Raw genomic sequence first — 16770 nt, 5'->3', positions numbered from 1 at the left:
TGGAAGCGAGCGCGTCCCCCAGACGGCGCTGGCGTGCGGCGGAAGCTGAGAGCGAAGTCGGGCACCAACTTGACCCACTTTGGGTCGGTGCGTGATGAAATGCGGTATTGTTCGGGACCTGACCATGGCGCGGTAACCGATGCCGGCAGGAACCCGAATTTCCTGCGACATTTTTTCACTTGCAATGAGATGTGGCGAAGGCGGCCGTACCGATTCGACCATGTTCGTGACGAGGCCCGCGACGCCGGCGTTGCGCCGATCCGCCGAAGAGGGGTCGGAGAAGAGGATTGATTTCCCGACGGTCGAGAGTCTGCTAGCGAAGCACCTCACACCCCGCGAGTGAGGCTGAATGCTCGACCGCCTGACCGGACTGGAAGTGATGTCGCGGATCGCCAGCACCGGCAGCCTGTCCGCGGCGGCGCGCGCGCTCGGCATGTCGCAGACCATGGTCACGAAGCATCTGGCCGCGCTCGAGGGGCGGCTCGGCACCAAGCTCTTCCATCGCACGACGCGCCGGCTGACGATCACCGAGGCGGGACGCCGCTATCTCGAGCTTGCCGAGCGCATGCTCGGCGACTTCGAGGCGGCCGAGAGCGCCATCGCGGCCGACCGGGTCGAGCCGCGCGGGCTGTTGCGGCTCAACGTGCCGCTCGCGTTCGGCACCCGCCAGATCGCGCCGCTGCTTGCGGAGTTCGCCGCGCGCCATCCCCTGGTCAGCGTCGAGCTCGGCCTCAACGACCGGCTGGTCGACCTGATCGAGGAAGGCTGGGATCTCGCGATCCGGATCGGCACGCTGAAAGACTCGACCCTGGTGGCGCGGCGGCTGGCGCCGTGCCGCATGATGATCTGCGCCGCGCCGTCCTATCTCGCCGCGCACGGCACGCCGCGCATCACCGCCGATCTCGCCCACCACAATTGTCTCGGCTACACGCTGGCGGCCGCGGGCGCGTCGCGCTGGCGCATGGGCGGCAAGGCGATCGTCGACGTGACCGTGAGCGGCAATCTGCGCGCCAACAATGGCGACGCGCTGCTCGCCGCGGCGCTGGCCGGACAGGGCCTGATCTATCAGCCCACCTTCATCGTCGGCGACGAGCTCCGCGCCGGCCGGCTGGTCCCGGTGACGCTCGACGTGCCGCCGTCCGACCTGCTGGCGGTGCACGCCGTGTACCTGCCGGACCGCACCCCCTCGGCCAAGGTGCGCGCCTTCATCGATTTTGTCAGCGAGGCCTTCTCGCCGCAGCCACCCTGGGACCGCGACCTTGCCTGAACCGATCAGCAGCTCCGCTGCCATGCGCCCGGAGACATCGACATGACCGAGCAGCCGCGCCGCGACGTCCCTCATCCCTTGCCTCTGCTGCGATCCCTGCAGGGATGGCGCATCAGCGCCCTGCCCGCCGATCTCGCCGCCGGACTGACGCTGGCCGCGATCGCCATCCCCGAGCAGATGGCGACCGCCAAGCTCGGCGGCTTCACGCCGGAGACCGGCTTCTTCGCCTTCATCGCGGGCTCGCTCGGCTTCGCGCTGTTCGGCGCCAACCGCTTCCTGTCCTGCGGCGCCGATTCCACGATCACGCCGATCTTCGCCGGCGGGCTGGCGCTGCTCGCGGCGAGCGGTTCGCCCGACTATGGCAGCCTGGCCGCGGCGCTGGCGCTGCTGGTCGGCGTGATGCTGGTGCTGGCCGGCGGCTTCAAGCTCGGCGGCATCGCCAACCTGCTGTCGGTGCCGGTGACGGTCGGCTTCCTGGCCGGCATCGCCGTGCACATCATCGTCTCGCAATTGCCCGGCGTACTCGGGCTGCCGTCGCCGGGCGGGCCGACGCTGGCGCGCATCGCGGCCATGGCCGGCGAACTCGGCAAGGCCAACGGGACCACGATGCTGATCGGCTTCGGCGTGCTCGCGACCATCACGCTCTGCGAGCGCATCAGCGCGCGCATTCCCGGCGCGCTGATCGCGCTCGTCGCCTCCACCTTGTTCGTGATCGCCGCGGGCCTGGAGGCGCGCGGCGTGCAGGTCATCGGCAGCGTCACGGGCGCCATGCCGATGCCGTCGATTCCGCTGATCGGACCCGAGCAATGGGCCAAGCTGGTGCCGCTCGCCTTCCTGATCGCCGTCGTGGTGATGGTGCAGACCTCGGCGACGACGCGCTCGTTTTCCTCCGATCCCGATCACCCGGCGGACGTCGACCGCGACTTTCTCGGCGCCGGCGCCGGCAGCCTGCTCGCCGGCCTGTTCGGTGCGTTTCCGGTCAATGCCAGTCCGCCGCGCACCGGCATCGTGGTCGAGACCGGCGGCCGCTCGCAGGCCGCGGGCCTGCTGGCGGCCGTCATCGTGCTGCTGCTGGTGCTGTTCGGCGCCCGGCTGCTGGCGCATGTGCCGGAGGCCGCGCTCGGCGGCGTGCTGCTGTTTGTGGCGCTGCGCATCATCCGCGTGGGACAGATCGCCAGCATCTATCGCGCGTCGAAGGGCGAGTTCCTGCTGATCGTGGCGACCGCGGCGGCGATCGTGGTGCTGCCCATCGAGCAGGGCGTGGCGCTCGGCATCACGCTGTCGCTGCTGCACGGCATCTGGAGCACCACGCGCGCGCATCTCATCACCTTCGAGCGCGTGCCGGAGACGACGATCTGGTGGCCGGCGCATCCGCAGATCAAGGGCGAGCAGCTGTCAGACATCGCCGTGATCGGCTTCCAGGCGCCGCTGAGCTTTCTCAATGCCGCGACCTTCCGCGCCGACCTGCAGCACCTGCTGCAGCGCCGCAGCCCGCGGCTTCTCGTTCTGGAAGCGAGCGCGATGGTCGAGATCGATTTCACCGCCGCGCAGACGCTGCGCGAGGTGATCGCTCTGTGCAACAGGGACGGCATCGTGTTCGCCGTCGCCCGGCTGGAATCGCTGCGCGCGCAGGAAGCCTTCGAGCGCTTCGGACTCTACGACGTGCTGCCGCGCGATCGCGTGTTCCACAGCGTGGACCTGGCGCTGCAGAAACTCGGCGATGGGGCGGTGACCTCCTGATACAAACCGTTACGCCGCGTCGCGACAATCGACATACAAGCGCAACGTTCGCGGGCGAGACATCCGGCTTCGCGACGCCCGGCCCGTCGGCTGCGGCACAGACAAGGATCGTCACTCATGCGCAAGCTGGTTCCGCTGCTGTTGATAGTTGTTCCCATCACCGCCGCTCAGGCCCAGAACACGGGCGCAGTGCGGCAAGCCTGCGGCAGCGAGGTGCGGACGCTGTGCGCCGGCATCTCGCCGGGCGGCGGCCGCATCAAGCAATGCATGATCGAGAAGTTCGACAAGCTCTCGGATGGCTGCAAGACGGCGCTGAAGGATGCGAAGGCGCAGCAGGCCGGCAAATGATGCCGCGTGCACGAGGCACGACGGCGACAATGTCAGCCACCGTTCATGTCCCTTGCCGTAAATACACTGTACTCACCGCACGCCAACGACGACACTGCAGCGATGCGTCATCGGACCGGCAGAACTGCAGTGCACGATCAGCATCTCGCTGATGCGCTGTGGTAATGGGGCAAGGTTTCGCGATCTCGAAAAACTTGCGAAACCAAAACCCGTCTGAGGACGTCTAAGGACTGCTTTGATTCGTCACCAACGAGAGGACCGCGACTCACATGCGCAATCTGTTCACCTCCGCCCTGTTCGCCGCCACCGTCCTGCTGGGCGCGTCGGCCGCACAGGCCTTCACGCTGCCGGCCCAGCCGGCCGCTCCGGACAGCAATGTGGAGCGCGTCGCCGGCGGCTGCGGTCCCGGCTGGTTCCCCGACCGCTGGGGCCGCTGCCGTCCCGCGCCGCGCGCCTATTACGGCCCGCGCTATTACGGCTACGGCCCGCGCACCTGCTGGGTGCGCCCGACCCCGTGGGGCCCGCGCCGCGTCTGCCGCTGATCGCCTGACGTGAACACGAATACGCCGCCGCATCCAATTGCGGCGGCGTTTTTGTTTTGGAGATGCGCGACTAAGTTTGAGCCGAGCTTTGACCGCAAGCGCGCTCCGCCCCCTCTCCCCGTCCTTCACGGGGAGAGGGCTGGGGTGAGGGGCAACGGCACGGGTGGTGCCAGTGAAGGCCACTCCAAGTCGCGCTTCGGAGTCAGTCGATCAAATAAGAGAGTCCGGATCTCTCCAGCACTTCCCGTGCCGCTGCCCCTCACCCCGACCCTCTCCCCGCAAGGGCGGGGAGAGGGAGCGCAGCGCGCTTGCGGCACGTGCTCGGCTCCAATGAAGACGATCAAGCCGCCGGGATGATCTTGCCGGGGTTGAAGATGTTCTGCGGATCGAGTGCCTGCTTGACGGCGCGCATCGCGTCCAGCGCTTCCTCGCCGAGTTCCGATTTCAGGTACTTCTGCTTGCCCTGGCCGATGCCATGCTCGCCGGTGCAGGTGCCGCCCATCGCCTGGGCGCGTTCGACCAGGCGATGCATGAAGTCCTCGCCGCGGGCCATCTCGTCGGCATCGTCGACGTCGCACATCAGCGAGCAGTGGAAATTGCCGTCGCCGACATGGCCGACGATCGGCGAGGTCAGCTTGAGACGCGCGAGATCCTCCTCGGTCTCGCCGACGCAATCGGCGAGACGCGAGATCGGCACGCACACATCGGTGGCGACGACGCCGACACCAGGCCGGATCGCCTTTACCGACCAGTAGGCATCATGACGCGCCTGCCACAACCTGGTGCGGTCCTCGGGCCTGGTGGTCCAGGCGAAGTCGCCACCGCCGCACTCCCGCGCGATCTCGGCAAAGTTCTTCGACTGCTCGGCGACCTCGGCCTCGCTGCCGTGGAACTCCAGGAGCAGCAGCGGCGTCTCCGGCAAGGTCAGCTTCGAATAGGCATTGCACGCCTTCACCTGCGCCGCGTTGAGCAGCTCGATGCGCGCCATCGGGATGCCGGTCTGGATCGCGAGGATGGTCGCCTGGCAGGCGCCGCGGACGGTCTCAAACGAGCACGACGCGGCGGCGATGGTCTCGGGAATGCCGCGCAGCCGGATCGTCATCTCGCAGATGATGCCGAGCGTGCCTTCGGCGCCGATGAACAGATGCGTGAGATCATAGCCGGCGGCGGACTTCTTGGCGCGGGTGCCGGTCTTGATGATCTCGCCGTCGCCGCGCACGACCTTCAGCGCCAGCACGTTCTCGCGGATGGTGCCGTAGCGCACCGCATTGGTGCCGGACGCCCGCGTCGAGGCCATGCCGCCGAGCGAGGCATCGGCGCCGGGATCGATCGGGAAGAACAGGCCCTGGTCGCGGAGATATTCGTTGAGCGTCTTGCGGGTGATGCCGGGCTGAATCACGCAGTCGAGATCCTCGGCATGCACCTCCAGCACCTTGTTCATGTCGCGCATGTCGATGCAGATGCCGCCCGCGGGCGCATTGACCTGCCCTTCCAGCGAGGTGCCGGTGCCGAACGGAATGATCGGCACGCCGAGCGGCGCACAGATGCGGACGACGTCCTGGATGTCGGCGGTCTCCTGCGCCAGCACCACGCCATCCGGCGGCTGCGTCGGCAGCCAGGTCGTGGTATGGCCATGCTGCTCGCGCACGGCCTGCGAGGTGATGAGCTTGTTGCCGAAGCGGGCGGCGAGCGCATCGAGGGCGCTCTTCAGCGCGTCGGGCGCGGGCCGCTTCAGGTCGTGATGAGGGATCGTCGTCGCCACTTTGTCCTCCGGAAGTTGGGCGGACCGTGGCAAAGGACGCAACAAGGGTCAAGGGAGCAAACGGAAGAGCCGATGAGCGATAATGCAGTGTCCACGTCCGCCCCGAGCGGGCCGTTCCTGTCGTCCATCATGCAGATCGAGCCGCAATGGATCGACTACAACGGCCATCTCAACATGGCCTATTACAACGTGATGTTCGACCGCGCGATCGACCAGATCTGGGCCGAACTCGGCATCGGCCCGGCCTACATGAAGGAACGCCAGGGCTCGACCTTCACCGCAGAATGCCACGTGCGGTACCTGCGCGAGATCCATCTCGGCGATCCCGTGCAGATCGCGGTCTGGCTGATCGCCGCCGACGAGAAGCGGCTGCACACCTTCGAGGAATTGCGTCATGCCGACGAAGGCTGGATCTCGGCGACGTCGGAGAACATGTCGGTGCATATCGACATGACCAAACGCAAGGTCGCGCCGTTTCCTCAGGACATCCAGGCCAATATCGGCCGCGTGCTGCAGGCGCATGCCGTGCTGCCGCGTCCGGACGGGCTCGGCCGCGCCATCGGGATGCCGCGCAAGTCGGGTTAGGCAGCATCGGCAGCGTGGTGATCAGCTGCCGGCGGCCCTCTTTTTCGCGACGGCTCGCCGCGGCCTGCTGGCTCTGGCACTGCCTTGCGGCAGAATCCGATAGCGGCCCGAGCCGGCCGGCTCCCGGTTGGTGACCTGGTTCTGCGGCACGCCATTCAGGACCTGGACGATGTCATCGCGGACCACCGGGAAGATGCGATAGTACTGGTGCTGCTGCGGGTCCTGCTCGAATGAGGTGACATCCGAGCAATCGACCGCGGTGACCTTGTCGCTGATGCTGCCCATGTTGTCGGGTCCGTCGTTCCCAAGGCGCGGCCCGTTGAACTTCGTGCCGGCGCTGAGCGTGTTGAGCACCCAGTCCTTGGTCGAGTGATAGACCGTGACGCTGGTGGCGGTGCGCGGCAGATATTTCAGCTTCGCCGGATCATCGAAGGCGTCGGCATCCTCGTCGGCGGCGGCGAGCACGATCTTGTCGAAGGTGCGGCGCAATCCGGTCAGGGACGGCTGCGTCCCGCCCATGCGCACCATGGCCGGAACGCTGCCGGACGCGGTCGCGCCGGCAATGGGATCGGGCAGCTGCATCAGCGCCTGCAGCGCGTTGCGCAAGACGTAGACGCCCATGCTGTGGCAGATCAGATGGATGCTCTGGTTGCAGCGCTCGCTCTCCGGCAGCCCGTCGACAAAGTCGTAGAGCCGGCGCAGCGTTCGCGCCACCGCCGGGCCGGAGGCGGCCGCGGTCTTGCGATCGTGCTGATAGTCCACATAGGGCAAGGGCACGCCGATCGGCGAGGCGATCGAGGGCCAGCTGAACACGAACATGTTGGCGTTCAGCCCGTAGAACGCCGAGATCCAGCCGGCCCGTTCGATCGCATCGACGAAGCTGTTGCTGAAGCCGTGAATGAAGGCGATCGTCGGCCGCGCCCTTGCGAGCATGTCGCTGCGCAGCGCGCCGAAGATCGTGTCGCTGCCGAGCACCGCGCGGGAGCCTTGCGGAAAGATCAGCTGCTCCGCCTCGACATGCAGCGACCCCGGCACCAGCGCATAGGTGCGTGCCGTCAGATCCACCTCGATGTCGGCCCGGCCATACCGGACGTTCAGGCCATTCACCGGACCGAGCTCCGAGCTGAAGCCCGTAATCTGATCCGATCCCTCGGAGGTCAGCGGTTGCCGGTTGGTCGCGAAATAGACCCTGACGCTCATGGCCTCCCCCTCTGAAAGCAAATACGTCGAAAATGCAGCTCACGATGCCGCAACGGGCCGATCGCTCGGTTGCCTGGCAAGACCTCGTGCTGCTCCGCAAAAAGCGTGCGCCGTAAATAATCTACTTGAAATAGAACACGACCGACGACGGATGTGCAATCAGTTCTGCATCACCCACTCCGGCAGCCGGTCGAACCAGGGCTGCGCCTCCTCCAACTGGCGGGCGAGCTGCAGCAGCCGGGCCTCGTCGCCGAGGCGGCCTGTGAACTGCACGCCGAGCGGCAGGCCATCGGCGGTCCAGTGCAGTGGCACGCTCATCGAAGGCGTTCCCGTGAGATTGGCGAGTTGCGTGAACGGGACGTATTGCAGGCTGTCGCGGGCGATCTTGTCGATCATGCCATCGAGCGCGCCCCAGCGCGTCAGCAATCCGAGCAGGCCGATGCGGTCGAGCATGTCGAGCAGGGTCTGCTCGGCGGTCGACGGATCGCCCTGCCCGTGCCGGATCGGCGGATGCGCGAGCGTCGGCGTCAGCAGCAGGTCGTAGCGCGCATGGAATTTTCCGAGCGCGCGCGCGAAGCCGTTCCATTTCAAGAGCTGCGTGGTCAGCGCGCCGGCCGAGATCGCGCCGCCGAGCGTCGACAGCACGCGCGTCAATAGCTCGAACTCCTCGCGCTTCGCGCCCTTGGCGCGGGCGTCGGCCACGAGCGCCGCGACCTGGCCGAAATAGATGTGCAGGAACGAGGTCGCGAGCGCGGCGCCGTCGATGTCGGGCGTCGCCTCCTCCACCTCGTGACCGAGCCCCTGCAGCAGCTTCACCGCATGCTCGACCGCGAGCTTCGCTTCAGTGTGAACCTCGGTGCCGATCGGCGAGGCGCTGGTGTAGCCGATGCGCAGCCGGCCGGGATCGCGCGCCATCACGTTGGCGAACACCACGCCGGGCTCGGCCACCAGGAACGGATCGCCGGGCTCGCTGCCGGCGATGACGTCGAGCGCGCGCGCGGTGTCGCGCACGCTGCGCGAGATCACGCCTTCGCAGGACGCACCGAACCAGTATTCGCCGAAGCCCGGGCCCGACGAGACGAGACCGCGCGACGGCTTCAGCCCGAACAGGCCGCAGCAGGCGGCGGGGATGCGGATCGAGCCGCCGCCATCATTGCCGGCGGCCATCGGCACCACGCCCGAGGCGACCGCCGCGGCGGCGCCGCCGCTCGAGCCGCCCGGCGTATGCGCCGCATTCCAGGGATTGCTGACGCGGCCGAAAGCCCGGGAGTCACTGACGCCCTTCAGCGCCAGCTCCGGCAGATTGGTCTTGCCGAAGATGACGAGGCCGGCTTCGAGATAGCGCCGGACCACCGAGGCATGTTCGGCCGCGACGATACCCGACAGCGCCTTGCTGCCATAGCCGGTCGGCAGGCCCGCATAGTCTTGGGCGCAGTCCTTGATCAGGAACGGCACGCCGGTGAACGGGCCGGCCGCGGGCTTCGCCAACTGGGCCCGGGCCTCGCGCTCCATCAGCATGCAGAGGGCGTTGGTGTTCGGCTGGGTGTGCTCGTTCTGCGTCAACGCGAGCTGCAGCAGCTCGGCCGCGCTGACCTCGCCGCCCTTCACCGCCTCGGCGAGCGCCGTCGCGTCGCGCTGCAAATAGTCTCGTTTATTCACATTGCCCTCCCCGCGCCGCAATGGACGGCCCGCATCGTAGCTGATTCTGGGTGCAACGGCGGCGGATGCCGAGCTGCCGCGCCGCTATTGCGGCGAAACGGCGACGGATGCGGCGCCTCGATGGCAGACTGCAGCTGTTTTGACGGCGCTCCTGCGTCTTTCTATCACGATCTTAGTTAATTTGATTCAGATCATTCGCGGCGCCTCTTGTACCGACCTAACTTACGCACCGTTAGTTGCGTTGAGTAACGAGAGAGCGATGGGACGCCTCGCAAGCCTGCTGAGCAGAGCGCACGGACCCCATGAGGATGGCGAGGCCGTCCCCGTGACCACCGCCGACTACTTCATCCTGCTGTCCCGCGCGATGGAAAATCTGTCGGATTCCTCCGCCGAGCGCCGGGCCGAGGTCTACCAATCGGCACGCCAGGCGCTGGTGACGCAGTTGCAGGCGATGGATCCGCCTGTTTCTCGGTCGCGCATCAAGGCCGAACAACGCGCGCTGGACGACGCGGTGGAAACGCTCGAAACCCGCGCCCTCACCACCCCGGACGCAGCGGACGCCGACACCGGCCGCGAAGCGGCCGAACAAGACATTTCCGATCTTTCGATTGCATCAGGCGAAGACAGCACCATGACCCAACATCAATTTCATTCCAGGTTTGCACCCCGCTCCGCCGTCGAGGAGAAGCCGATGTCACGACTCGATGAGATCAACCGCGTCCTGCGCAAATTGCAGAGCGACTCCTTCGGCGTCGAGGCCTGCGCGCTGATCTCCGAGGACGGGCTGATGATCGCGAGCGTGCTCGCCGCCGACATGGAGGAGACGCGGGTCGCCGGCATGACCGCGACATTGCTGTCGCTCGGCGGCCGCGCGGCGATGGAGCTCGGCCGCAGCCACCTGCAGGAAGTAATCATCCGCGGCGAGTCCGGCTACGCCGTCCTGGTCAGCGCCGGCCGCGGCGCGCTGCTGCTCGCGCTGACCAACGAGAACAGCAAGCTCGGCCTCACCTTCTTCGACATGCGCGAGGCGGTCAGGTCGCTGCAGAAGGTGCTGTAGCGCCACCGTCCTCGCATTCGTCCCGCAGTTGAGCCGGCGCGCTGCGCCGGCGGGAGTAGCTCATGGCCAATACCGTCCTCTATGACGACGGCGTCCACAAGAACATCCTGCTGGAGGATTTCAGCGCCGGCGACCTCGCGGTGCAGGCGAACCAGCACCTGATCATTCACGACCGCGTCGGCATGCTGCTCGATCCCGGCGGCCACAAGGTCTATTCCAAGGTCCTCGGCGAGACCTTCAGCGAGCTCTCGGGCGGACGGCTGAAATATCTGTTCCTGTCGCACCAGGACCCCGACATCGTCGCCGCGATCAACGGCTGGCTGATGACGACCGATGCCGACGCCTACATCTCCTCGCTGTGGACGCGCTTCGTGCCGCATTTCGGCTTCGACCACATCGTCGCCGACCGGCTGAAGCCGATCCCCGACGAAGGCATGGTGTTCGATCTCGCCGGCTGCAAGCTCTACGCGCTGCCCGCGCATTTCCTGCACAGCGAGGGCAATTTCCAGCTCTATGACCCCGTCTCGAAGATCCTCTACAGCGGCGATCTCGGCGCCTCGATCGGCGTGGACTACATCGTCACACGCGATTTCATGGCGCACATCCGCTACATGGAAGGCTTCCACCGCCGCTACATGGTGTCGAACCGCGTCATGAGGGCGTGGGCGGAGATGGTGCGGCCGCTCGACATCGAGATCATCGCTCCCCAGCACGGCGCGCTGTTTCCCGATGCGGCGATGTCACAGCAGTTCATCGACTGGTGCGCCGGCCTCGAATGCGGCATCGACCTGATCAGGCCGATGTTCAAGGTCCCGGCAGGCTGACATGCTGGCGCCCTCCCCGAATGCCGCCCGTCTTTCGCTGACCCGCGCCGATCCATGTGTCGTCGCCGGCGAGGATGCGCCAGCCTGGCTCGCAGCGTCCTTCGCCCTCGCCGGCACGGTTGTCGCGGTGATGGCGGTGTCACTGTGGCAGCAGGCGCCCATTGCGCCGCAGGTTGTCGCCGTTGTCCCGCTGCAGCAGACGATCGTCCCCGAAGCTGCGCCGAAACCGGCCGAAACGCCCGTGCCTCTCCCCGCACTGATCGTTGCTCCGCCGGTGCCGTCGCCTCCGGCCATCCCGATCGAGCGGCCCGCGCCGCCGATCTCGCCGGTGGCTCGCCCGGAGTCACCGAGTACGGCGAAGCCGCCCGCGGAGTGTTTCGCGCCGCTGGCGATCGCGTTCGAGCGCGGCAGCACCCGCCCTCATCCGGGCGACATCAAGCGCTCACTGGCGGTCTTGCAGAAGGCGCTCACGCGGCATGGCGACGCGACCATCCTGATCGAGGGACACGCCGATGCCAGCGGCAGCGAGGATCTGAACGTGCTCTTGAGCTATTCGCGCGCCAAGGCGGTCGCAGAACTCCTGAAGAAGGACGGCATCCCCACGCAGCAGATTTCGCTGCGCGCGGCCGGAGCCGGCAGCGCGCGCGGTGATGCGGAGGCCGCCGCAAGCGACCGCAAGGCGGTTCTGCGCATCGCGGGCATCGACGATTGCGATCATGTGACGGAGGCGAAGCGCCCATGACCATCTATGCCATCGTGAGCGGCCTCGGCGCGGCCATCCTGCTGCTGACGGCGGGCTATCTGTTGGGTGCGCGACAGGGCGCCGTTGCGCGCGAGCATCTGCGGCGCCAGGTTCAAGTGCAGGCGGCGAGCCTCGACCAGTTGCAGGAGCAGAGCAGCCACGACGCCAGCGAGCGCGAAACGAGTCTTCGTAGCGCGATCCAGGACGTGCTGGCGCCGCTGGTCGAACGCGAGCGCATTTCGCTGGATCTCGCCCAACTCGCCGCGCGCCCGGGCCGACGCCGCGAATTGGTGCCGCTGCTCGACCGGATCGCCGAGGTTGGCCGGTTCGAGACCGTGCTGTTGACGAACGAGGAGGGCCTGCCGCTGGCGGTCAACACGGCCGGCCGTCACACCGAGCGTCTGGCTGCCGCGGCGACGCGGCTGTCGCTGGTTGCCGAGAAGGTCAGCGGCGAGCAGGATGTCGCGCCGCTGTCGGTCATGCTGCGCGATGCCTCCGAGGCGACGACGCTGTGCCGGATCTTTCGCGTCCAGGATCAAACGCTGACCTTGACCGCGCTCTCCAACGATCCGCGCCTTGCCTCCGTCGCGCTGGATCCCGCGCTCGCCAAGGTCCAGGTGGCGCTGACCGCGGCCGCCTGATCAGAAGCGCAGCTATCAGAAACGCAAAGGGCGCAGCGCCTCCTGGGAGGCACTGCGCCCTTCGCCGACCTCATTGTCAGGGGATGAGGCCGACTACACGCGGGATCGGCCGCGGGCGAGGCCCACGACAGCCGACACCAGGAACAGCACGATGGCGATGAAGAAGATGATCTTGGCGATCTCGATGGACGCACCGGCGATGCCGCCGAAGCCGAGGATGCCGGCGATCAATGCGATAACCAGGAAGGTGACGACCCAGCCTAACATGACACGACCTCTGTCTCTCGATTGCGGTTCAAAGCGACGCGGAGCTTGCGCCGTTGCCAGGACAATCGAGGCCGGGAACAAAGGTTCCGGCGGTTTCGGCCGGTAAAAATTCGCGATTTGCCGGAACCAATTTCGCGCGAGCCGGGCATGCAGTCCCGGTCTGCCCCGATTTAGGGCTGTAAAACGCCGACCACGGCCCCATATGACCGTCAATCCCTGCTATGAGGGCTCATTCCTGCACACCCCTTGATGCCGGCGTATGATGCCGTCAAAGGGACGAGACTGATTCGCTGATGACCGAGCCCAATCGCGTGAGCCGATTTCCTGCGCCTGACCACCAGCCCGCCCCGGGCGGCATCGCCGCGCGCGCCCGCGCGGCCGCCAGCGGCGGCGCGCGTTATCTCGCGGGCCTCAATCCGGAGCAGCGCGACGCGGTCGAGACGCTCGACGGTCCGGTGCTGGTGCTGGCCGGCGCGGGCACCGGCAAGACCCGCGTGCTCACCACGCGCATCGCGCACATCCTCAGCATGGGCCGCGCCCGTCCTGGCGAAATCCTGTCGGTGACCTTCACCAACAAGGCCGCGCGCGAGATGAAGACGCGCCTCGCCGAGATGCTCGGACAGGCGGTCGAGGGCATGCCCTGGCTCGGCACCTTCCACTCCATCGCCGGCCGCATCCTGCGCAGCCATGCCGAGCTGGTGCAGCTGAAGTCCAACTTCACCGTGCTGGATGTCGACGACCAGATCCGGCTGCTCAAGCAGCTGCTGCAGGCCGAGAACATCGACGACAAGCGCTGGCCGGCGCGCATGCTCGCCAATCTGATCGACGGCTGGAAGAACCGCGGCCTGGCGCCGGCCCAGGTGCCGTCGGGCGAAGCCGCGGTGTTCGCCAACGGCAAGGGCGGCAAGCTGTATGCAAGCTATCAGGAGCGGCTGAAGATCCTCAACGCCGCCGATTTCGGCGATCTGCTGCTCGAGAACATCCGGCTGTTCCGCGAGAATCCGGACGTGCTGCGGCAGTATCAGAGCCGCTTCAAGTTCATCCTGGTCGACGAGTATCAGGACACCAACGTCGCGCAATATCTGTGGCTGCGGCTGCTGTCGCAGGCGCCGTCTTCCGCTGGCTCGTCATTGCCGGGCTCGACCCGGCAATCCATCACGTCTTCGGAAGAAGATGGATCACAGGGTCTCGACGCTGCGCGTCGGCCCGGTGATGACGACCGAAGCGTTGCAGCTTCCGGCGCTCCCCCCAAGAACATCTGCTGCGTCGGTGATGACGACCAGTCGATCTATGGCTGGCGCGGCGCCGAGGTCGACAACATCCTACGCTTCGAGCACGATTTTCCCGGCGCCAAGGTCATCCGGCTGGAGCGCAACTACCGCTCGACGGGCCACATTCTCGCCGCCGCCTCGCACCTGATCACGCATAACGAAGGCCGCCTCGGCAAGACGCTGCACACCGAGGACGTCGAGGGCGAGAAGGTCACCGTCACCGGCGCCTGGGATTCGGAAGAGGAAGCGCGCGGCATCGGCGAGGAAATCGAGGAGCTGCAGCGCAAGGGCGAGCATCTCAACGACGTCGCGATTCTGGTGCGCGCGTCCTACCAGATGCGCGAGTTCGAGGACCGCTTCGTCACGCTCGGCCTGCCCTATCGCGTCATCGGCGGTCCCCGCTTCTACGAGCGCGCCGAAATCCGCGACGCACTCGCATACTTGCGCGTCATCAACTCCCCGGCCGACGATCTCGCCTTCGAGCGCATCGTCAACGTGCCGAAGCGCGGGCTCGGCGATGCCACCGTGCAGATGCTGCACGACCACGCCCGCAAGCGCCGCATTCCGCTGTTCGAGGCGGCGCGGGCGGTGGTCGAGACCGACGAGTTGAAGCCGAAAGCGCGGGGATCGTTGCGCGGACTGATCCTGCAGTTCGAGCGCTGGCGCGCCCAGCGCGAGGTGACGCCGCACACCGAACTCGCCGAGATCGTGCTCGACGAGAGCGGCTACACCGAGATGTGGCAGAAGGACCGCTCGGCCGATGCGGCCGGCCGCCTCGACAACTTGAAAGAGCTCGTCCGCTCGATGGAGGAGTTCGAGAACCTGCACGGCTTCCTCGAGCACATCTCGCTGGTGATGGACCGCGAGGGCAGCGCCGACGAAGAGGCGGTGTCGCTGATGACCCTGCACTCGGCCAAGGGACTGGAGTTCGACAACGTGTTCCTGCCGGGCTGGGAAGAAGGCCTGTTCCCGAGCCAGCGGACCCTGGACGAACAGGGTCGCGCCGGCCTCGAGGAGGAGCGCCGCCTCGCGCATGTCGGCCTGACGCGGGCGCGGCGCCGCGCGAAAATCTATTTCGCGACCAACCGTCGCATCCACGGCACCTGGACCACGACCATCCCGTCGCGCTTCCTCGACGAACTGCCGGCGGCCAGCGTCGAAATCACGGAATCCAAGGGCGGCTCGGGATGGGGCGGCGCCAGCGGCTATGGCCCGTCGCGGTTCGACAATGTCGAGTCGTTCGGCTCGAGCTATTCGACTCCCGGCTGGCAGCGCGCCCAGGCGCGCCGCCCCGGCGCAGCACGCGGTGGGTCGGAGGGCGGCTTCAGCGAGGCGCAATCGCCGTTCGGCGGGCATGACCCGTTCGGCGGCAGCTTTGGCCGCAACAAGCGCGGGCCGATGACGATCGAGGGCGAGCTGGTGGCGAAATCCACCGGCACCACGTCGGAATTCGCACTCGATGACCGCGTGTTTCACCAGAAGTTCGGCTATGGCCACGTCATCAAGATCGACGGCAACAAGCTGACCATCGCCTTCGACAAGGCCGGCGAGAAGCACGTCGTCGACAGCTTCGTGCAGAAGGCGTGACAAGGGGGCCGCGTGCACTGTGACGCGCGCGCGGCAAAAACCTCACCCGCAACCGAACTTCACACTTCGCCTTGGTTAGGCCTTGACCGTGGCAGCTCGCGTCGTATGAGATGCGTGCATGGTCCGGGGATACAATCTTTTCGTTGTTGCGGTCGCGCTGTGTTTGCCGTCGCTGGCGGCGGCGCAGACGATGAGCTTTGGCGATTCCGCCGGGCTGATCGCTGCGAACTGCGGCGCCGACATCACCGCCAATTGCCGCGGCGTCAATCTCGATTCCAATCGCCTCAAGGAATGCCTGTCGCGCAACCAGGACGTCGTGTCACCGCAATGCAAGGCCACCTATTTCAAGGCGTTCGAGGCGATCCAGAAGCGCATTTCGGCGCGGGTCACCGTCGCCAATGCCTGCCAGCGTGAGATCGTCAAGCTGTGCGGCGGCTCCACCAAGGAAACCAGCAAGTCGATCCCGTGCCTGGTGACGGCGAGCGGTGTCAGTCCGCGCTGCCAACAGGCCATGGGCGAGGCGGGGTATCGCTGATGCGGCGCGCCGCGACATCACTGCTGCTTGGGACGATGGCCGGGATGCTGCTCACCGCGGGCACGGCGCGCGCGCAGGAGGTGACGCGCGACGACATCGTGCGCCAGCTCAACCGCTTCGAGACCGCGCCGACGCTGGATCTGCCGGCGCTGAAGCAGCAGACGCAGGAACGCTCCAAGATCCGCAGCCGCACCGAGCCACCGCCGCAGAAGCGCACGCCGATCGCGCCGGAGCTGATGACGCTTCCCGCCTTCAACGTCGACATCCAGTTCGACGTGGATACGCCGATCGTGCGGCCGGAGTCCTACCAGACCGTCGGGCGGATCGCCGACGCCATGGTGCACTCCGACCTGCTGCCCTACACCTTCCTGATCGTCGGGCACATCGAAGCCAACGGGAAGCGCGAGTCTAACGTCATCCTGAGCCAGCGCCGCGCCGACGCGATCCGCGACATCCTGGCCAATACCTTCAAGATCTCGGTGAAGCGCCTTCAGTCGGTCGGCCTCGGCGAGGAGCAGCTGCTCGATCCGTCCAAGCCGACCGCCCCGGTCAACCAGCAGATCCAGATCATCACGGTCGCGAAAGCCGTCGAAGAAGCGGCACCGCCGCCCGCTCCTGCCCCGGCCGCCCCGGCCAAGCAGACCGCGCCCCGCAAGCACCGCAATTGATGCAGGGGAGGCTTGCGTCCTTCCGATGAACCGGGAGCCGCGCGGCCGCGACAGCCTTATGAACGACGTCCAGCG

16 protein-coding genes are annotated in these 16770 nt (G+C 66.9%); 12 read left to right on the top strand and 4 right to left on the bottom strand.

Annotated features, from left to right (window positions below):
* The first annotated feature begins 349 nt into the window (after positions 1 to 349).
* The 4 genes from ACQR1Y_RS06200 (at position 350) to ACQR1Y_RS06185 (ending at position 3897) form a co-directional block, all read left to right on the top strand.
* Positions 350 to 1267, top strand: a complete 918-nt coding sequence (locus tag ACQR1Y_RS06200; protein WP_434876614.1) for a LysR family transcriptional regulator — start codon at positions 350 to 352, stop codon at positions 1265 to 1267.
* A gap of 42 nt (positions 1268 to 1309) precedes the next feature.
* On the top strand, positions 1310 to 3007 hold the full coding sequence (locus tag ACQR1Y_RS06195) for a SulP family inorganic anion transporter (protein ID WP_434876615.1): 1698 nt from the start codon (positions 1310 to 1312) through the stop codon (positions 3005 to 3007).
* Positions 3008 to 3124: 117 nt separating this feature from the next.
* Positions 3125 to 3355: a hypothetical protein gene (locus ACQR1Y_RS06190; RefSeq protein ID WP_434876616.1), complete on the top strand. Its 231-nt coding sequence runs from the start codon at positions 3125 to 3127 to the stop codon at positions 3353 to 3355.
* 269 nt (positions 3356 to 3624) lie between these two features.
* A complete protein-coding gene (locus ACQR1Y_RS06185; RefSeq protein WP_434860692.1) occupies positions 3625 to 3897 on the top strand; it encodes a GCG_CRPN prefix-to-repeats domain-containing protein in 273 nt (90 codons plus the stop codon).
* 340 nt (positions 3898 to 4237) lie between these two features.
* Here the strand turns inward: ACQR1Y_RS06185 and ACQR1Y_RS06180 are convergent, their stop codons facing one another.
* Positions 4238 to 5659, bottom strand: a complete 1422-nt coding sequence (locus tag ACQR1Y_RS06180) for an FAD-binding oxidoreductase (RefSeq protein ID WP_434876617.1) — start codon at positions 5657 to 5659, stop codon at positions 4238 to 4240.
* 72 nt (positions 5660 to 5731) lie between these two features.
* Here ACQR1Y_RS06180 and ACQR1Y_RS06175 point away from each other — a divergent pair, with 72 nt between their 5' ends.
* Entirely contained in the window at positions 5732 to 6244 is a 513-nt protein-coding gene (locus ACQR1Y_RS06175) for a thioesterase family protein (RefSeq protein ID WP_434876618.1), read from the top strand.
* 21 nt (positions 6245 to 6265) lie between these two features.
* Here ACQR1Y_RS06175 and ACQR1Y_RS06170 read toward each other — a convergent pair whose 3' ends face one another.
* Complete coding sequence (locus ACQR1Y_RS06170; protein ID WP_434876619.1) at positions 6266 to 7444, bottom strand: alpha/beta hydrolase; 1179 nt, start codon at positions 7442 to 7444, stop codon at positions 6266 to 6268.
* A gap of 159 nt (positions 7445 to 7603) precedes the next feature.
* Complete coding sequence (locus ACQR1Y_RS06165; RefSeq protein WP_434876620.1) at positions 7604 to 9103, bottom strand: amidase; 1500 nt, start codon at positions 9101 to 9103, stop codon at positions 7604 to 7606.
* Positions 9104 to 9362: 259 nt separating this feature from the next.
* Between ACQR1Y_RS06165 and ACQR1Y_RS06160 the strand changes: the two genes are divergently transcribed.
* From ACQR1Y_RS06160 to ACQR1Y_RS06145, 4 genes are all read left to right on the top strand, one after another.
* Positions 9363 to 10160, top strand: coding sequence for a roadblock/LC7 domain-containing protein (locus ACQR1Y_RS06160; protein ID WP_434860750.1), 798 nt, complete (start codon positions 9363 to 9365; stop codon positions 10158 to 10160).
* Between the two features lie 62 nt (positions 10161 to 10222).
* Positions 10223 to 10984 carry an MBL fold metallo-hydrolase gene (locus tag ACQR1Y_RS06155; protein ID WP_434876621.1) on the top strand — a complete coding sequence of 254 codons (762 nt, stop codon included), beginning with the start codon at positions 10223 to 10225 and terminating at the stop codon, positions 10982 to 10984.
* Between the two features lies 1 nt (position 10985).
* Positions 10986 to 11726 (top strand): OmpA family protein, encoded by a 741-nt coding sequence (locus ACQR1Y_RS06150; protein WP_434876622.1) that lies wholly within the window; start codon positions 10986 to 10988, stop codon positions 11724 to 11726.
* The gene (locus ACQR1Y_RS06145; protein WP_434860685.1) at positions 11723 to 12367 is read left to right on the top strand and encodes a hypothetical protein; all 645 of its coding nucleotides are present in this window, start codon (positions 11723 to 11725) and stop codon (positions 12365 to 12367) included. The genes ACQR1Y_RS06150 and ACQR1Y_RS06145 overlap by 4 nt, the downstream gene beginning before the upstream one ends.
* 93 nt (positions 12368 to 12460) lie before the next feature.
* Here the strand turns inward: ACQR1Y_RS06145 and ACQR1Y_RS06140 are convergent, their stop codons facing one another.
* A complete protein-coding gene (locus ACQR1Y_RS06140) occupies positions 12461 to 12634 on the bottom strand; it encodes a DUF1328 domain-containing protein (protein WP_006614063.1) in 174 nt (57 codons plus the stop codon).
* 293 nt (positions 12635 to 12927) lie between these two features.
* On the opposite strand from ACQR1Y_RS06140, the gene ACQR1Y_RS06135 reads away from it, so the two are divergent.
* The 3 genes from ACQR1Y_RS06135 to ACQR1Y_RS06125 all read left to right on the top strand — a co-directional run bounded on the left by ACQR1Y_RS06135 (position 12928) and on the right by ACQR1Y_RS06125 (position 16695).
* Positions 12928 to 15492 (top strand): ATP-dependent helicase, encoded by a 2565-nt coding sequence (locus ACQR1Y_RS06135; protein WP_434876623.1) that lies wholly within the window; start codon positions 12928 to 12930, stop codon positions 15490 to 15492.
* Positions 15493 to 15610: 118 nt separating this feature from the next.
* The gene (locus ACQR1Y_RS06130; RefSeq protein WP_434876624.1) at positions 15611 to 16027 is read left to right on the top strand and encodes a hypothetical protein; all 417 of its coding nucleotides are present in this window, start codon (positions 15611 to 15613) and stop codon (positions 16025 to 16027) included.
* The gene (locus ACQR1Y_RS06125) at positions 16027 to 16695 is read left to right on the top strand and encodes an OmpA family protein (protein ID WP_434876625.1); all 669 of its coding nucleotides are present in this window, start codon (positions 16027 to 16029) and stop codon (positions 16693 to 16695) included. The genes ACQR1Y_RS06130 and ACQR1Y_RS06125 overlap by 1 nt, the downstream gene beginning before the upstream one ends.
* Positions 16696 to 16770 lie beyond the last annotated feature (75 nt).

The organism is Bradyrhizobium sp. HKCCYLRH3099 (assembly GCF_051167855.1).
GTDB lineage: Bacteria > Pseudomonadota > Alphaproteobacteria > Rhizobiales > Xanthobacteraceae > Bradyrhizobium.
This window is presented reverse-complemented; position numbering and strand designations above follow the sequence as displayed.

Bases quoted from the DNA above. Each gene is read 5' to 3' on its own strand.
- ACQR1Y_RS06175 (WP_434876618.1), top strand. From the start codon at position 5,732: ATGAGCGATAATGCAGTGTCCACGTCCGCCCCGAGCGGGCCGTTCCTG.
- ACQR1Y_RS06185 (WP_434860692.1), top strand. From the start codon at position 3,625: ATGCGCAATCTGTTCACCTCCGCCCTGTTCGCCGCCACCGTCCTGCTG.
- ACQR1Y_RS06125 (WP_434876625.1), top strand. From the start codon at position 16,027: ATGCGGCGCGCCGCGACATCACTGCTGCTTGGGACGATGGCCGGGATG.
- ACQR1Y_RS06140 (WP_006614063.1), bottom strand. From the start codon at position 12,634: ATGTTAGGCTGGGTCGTCACCTTCCTGGTTATCGCATTGATCGCCGGC.
- ACQR1Y_RS06160 (WP_434860750.1), top strand. From the start codon at position 9,363: ATGGGACGCCTCGCAAGCCTGCTGAGCAGAGCGCACGGACCCCATGAG.
- ACQR1Y_RS06150 (WP_434876622.1), top strand. From the start codon at position 10,986: ATGCTGGCGCCCTCCCCGAATGCCGCCCGTCTTTCGCTGACCCGCGCC.
- ACQR1Y_RS06130 (WP_434876624.1), top strand. From the start codon at position 15,611: ATGGTCCGGGGATACAATCTTTTCGTTGTTGCGGTCGCGCTGTGTTTG.
- ACQR1Y_RS06195 (WP_434876615.1), top strand. From the start codon at position 1,310: ATGACCGAGCAGCCGCGCCGCGACGTCCCTCATCCCTTGCCTCTGCTG.
- ACQR1Y_RS06155 (WP_434876621.1), top strand. From the start codon at position 10,223: ATGGCCAATACCGTCCTCTATGACGACGGCGTCCACAAGAACATCCTG.
- ACQR1Y_RS06200 (WP_434876614.1), top strand. From the start codon at position 350: ATGCTCGACCGCCTGACCGGACTGGAAGTGATGTCGCGGATCGCCAGC.
- ACQR1Y_RS06190 (WP_434876616.1), top strand. From the start codon at position 3,125: ATGCGCAAGCTGGTTCCGCTGCTGTTGATAGTTGTTCCCATCACCGCC.
- ACQR1Y_RS06170 (WP_434876619.1), bottom strand. From the start codon at position 7,444: ATGAGCGTCAGGGTCTATTTCGCGACCAACCGGCAACCGCTGACCTCC.
- ACQR1Y_RS06145 (WP_434860685.1), top strand. From the start codon at position 11,723: ATGACCATCTATGCCATCGTGAGCGGCCTCGGCGCGGCCATCCTGCTG.
- ACQR1Y_RS06135 (WP_434876623.1), top strand. From the start codon at position 12,928: ATGACCGAGCCCAATCGCGTGAGCCGATTTCCTGCGCCTGACCACCAG.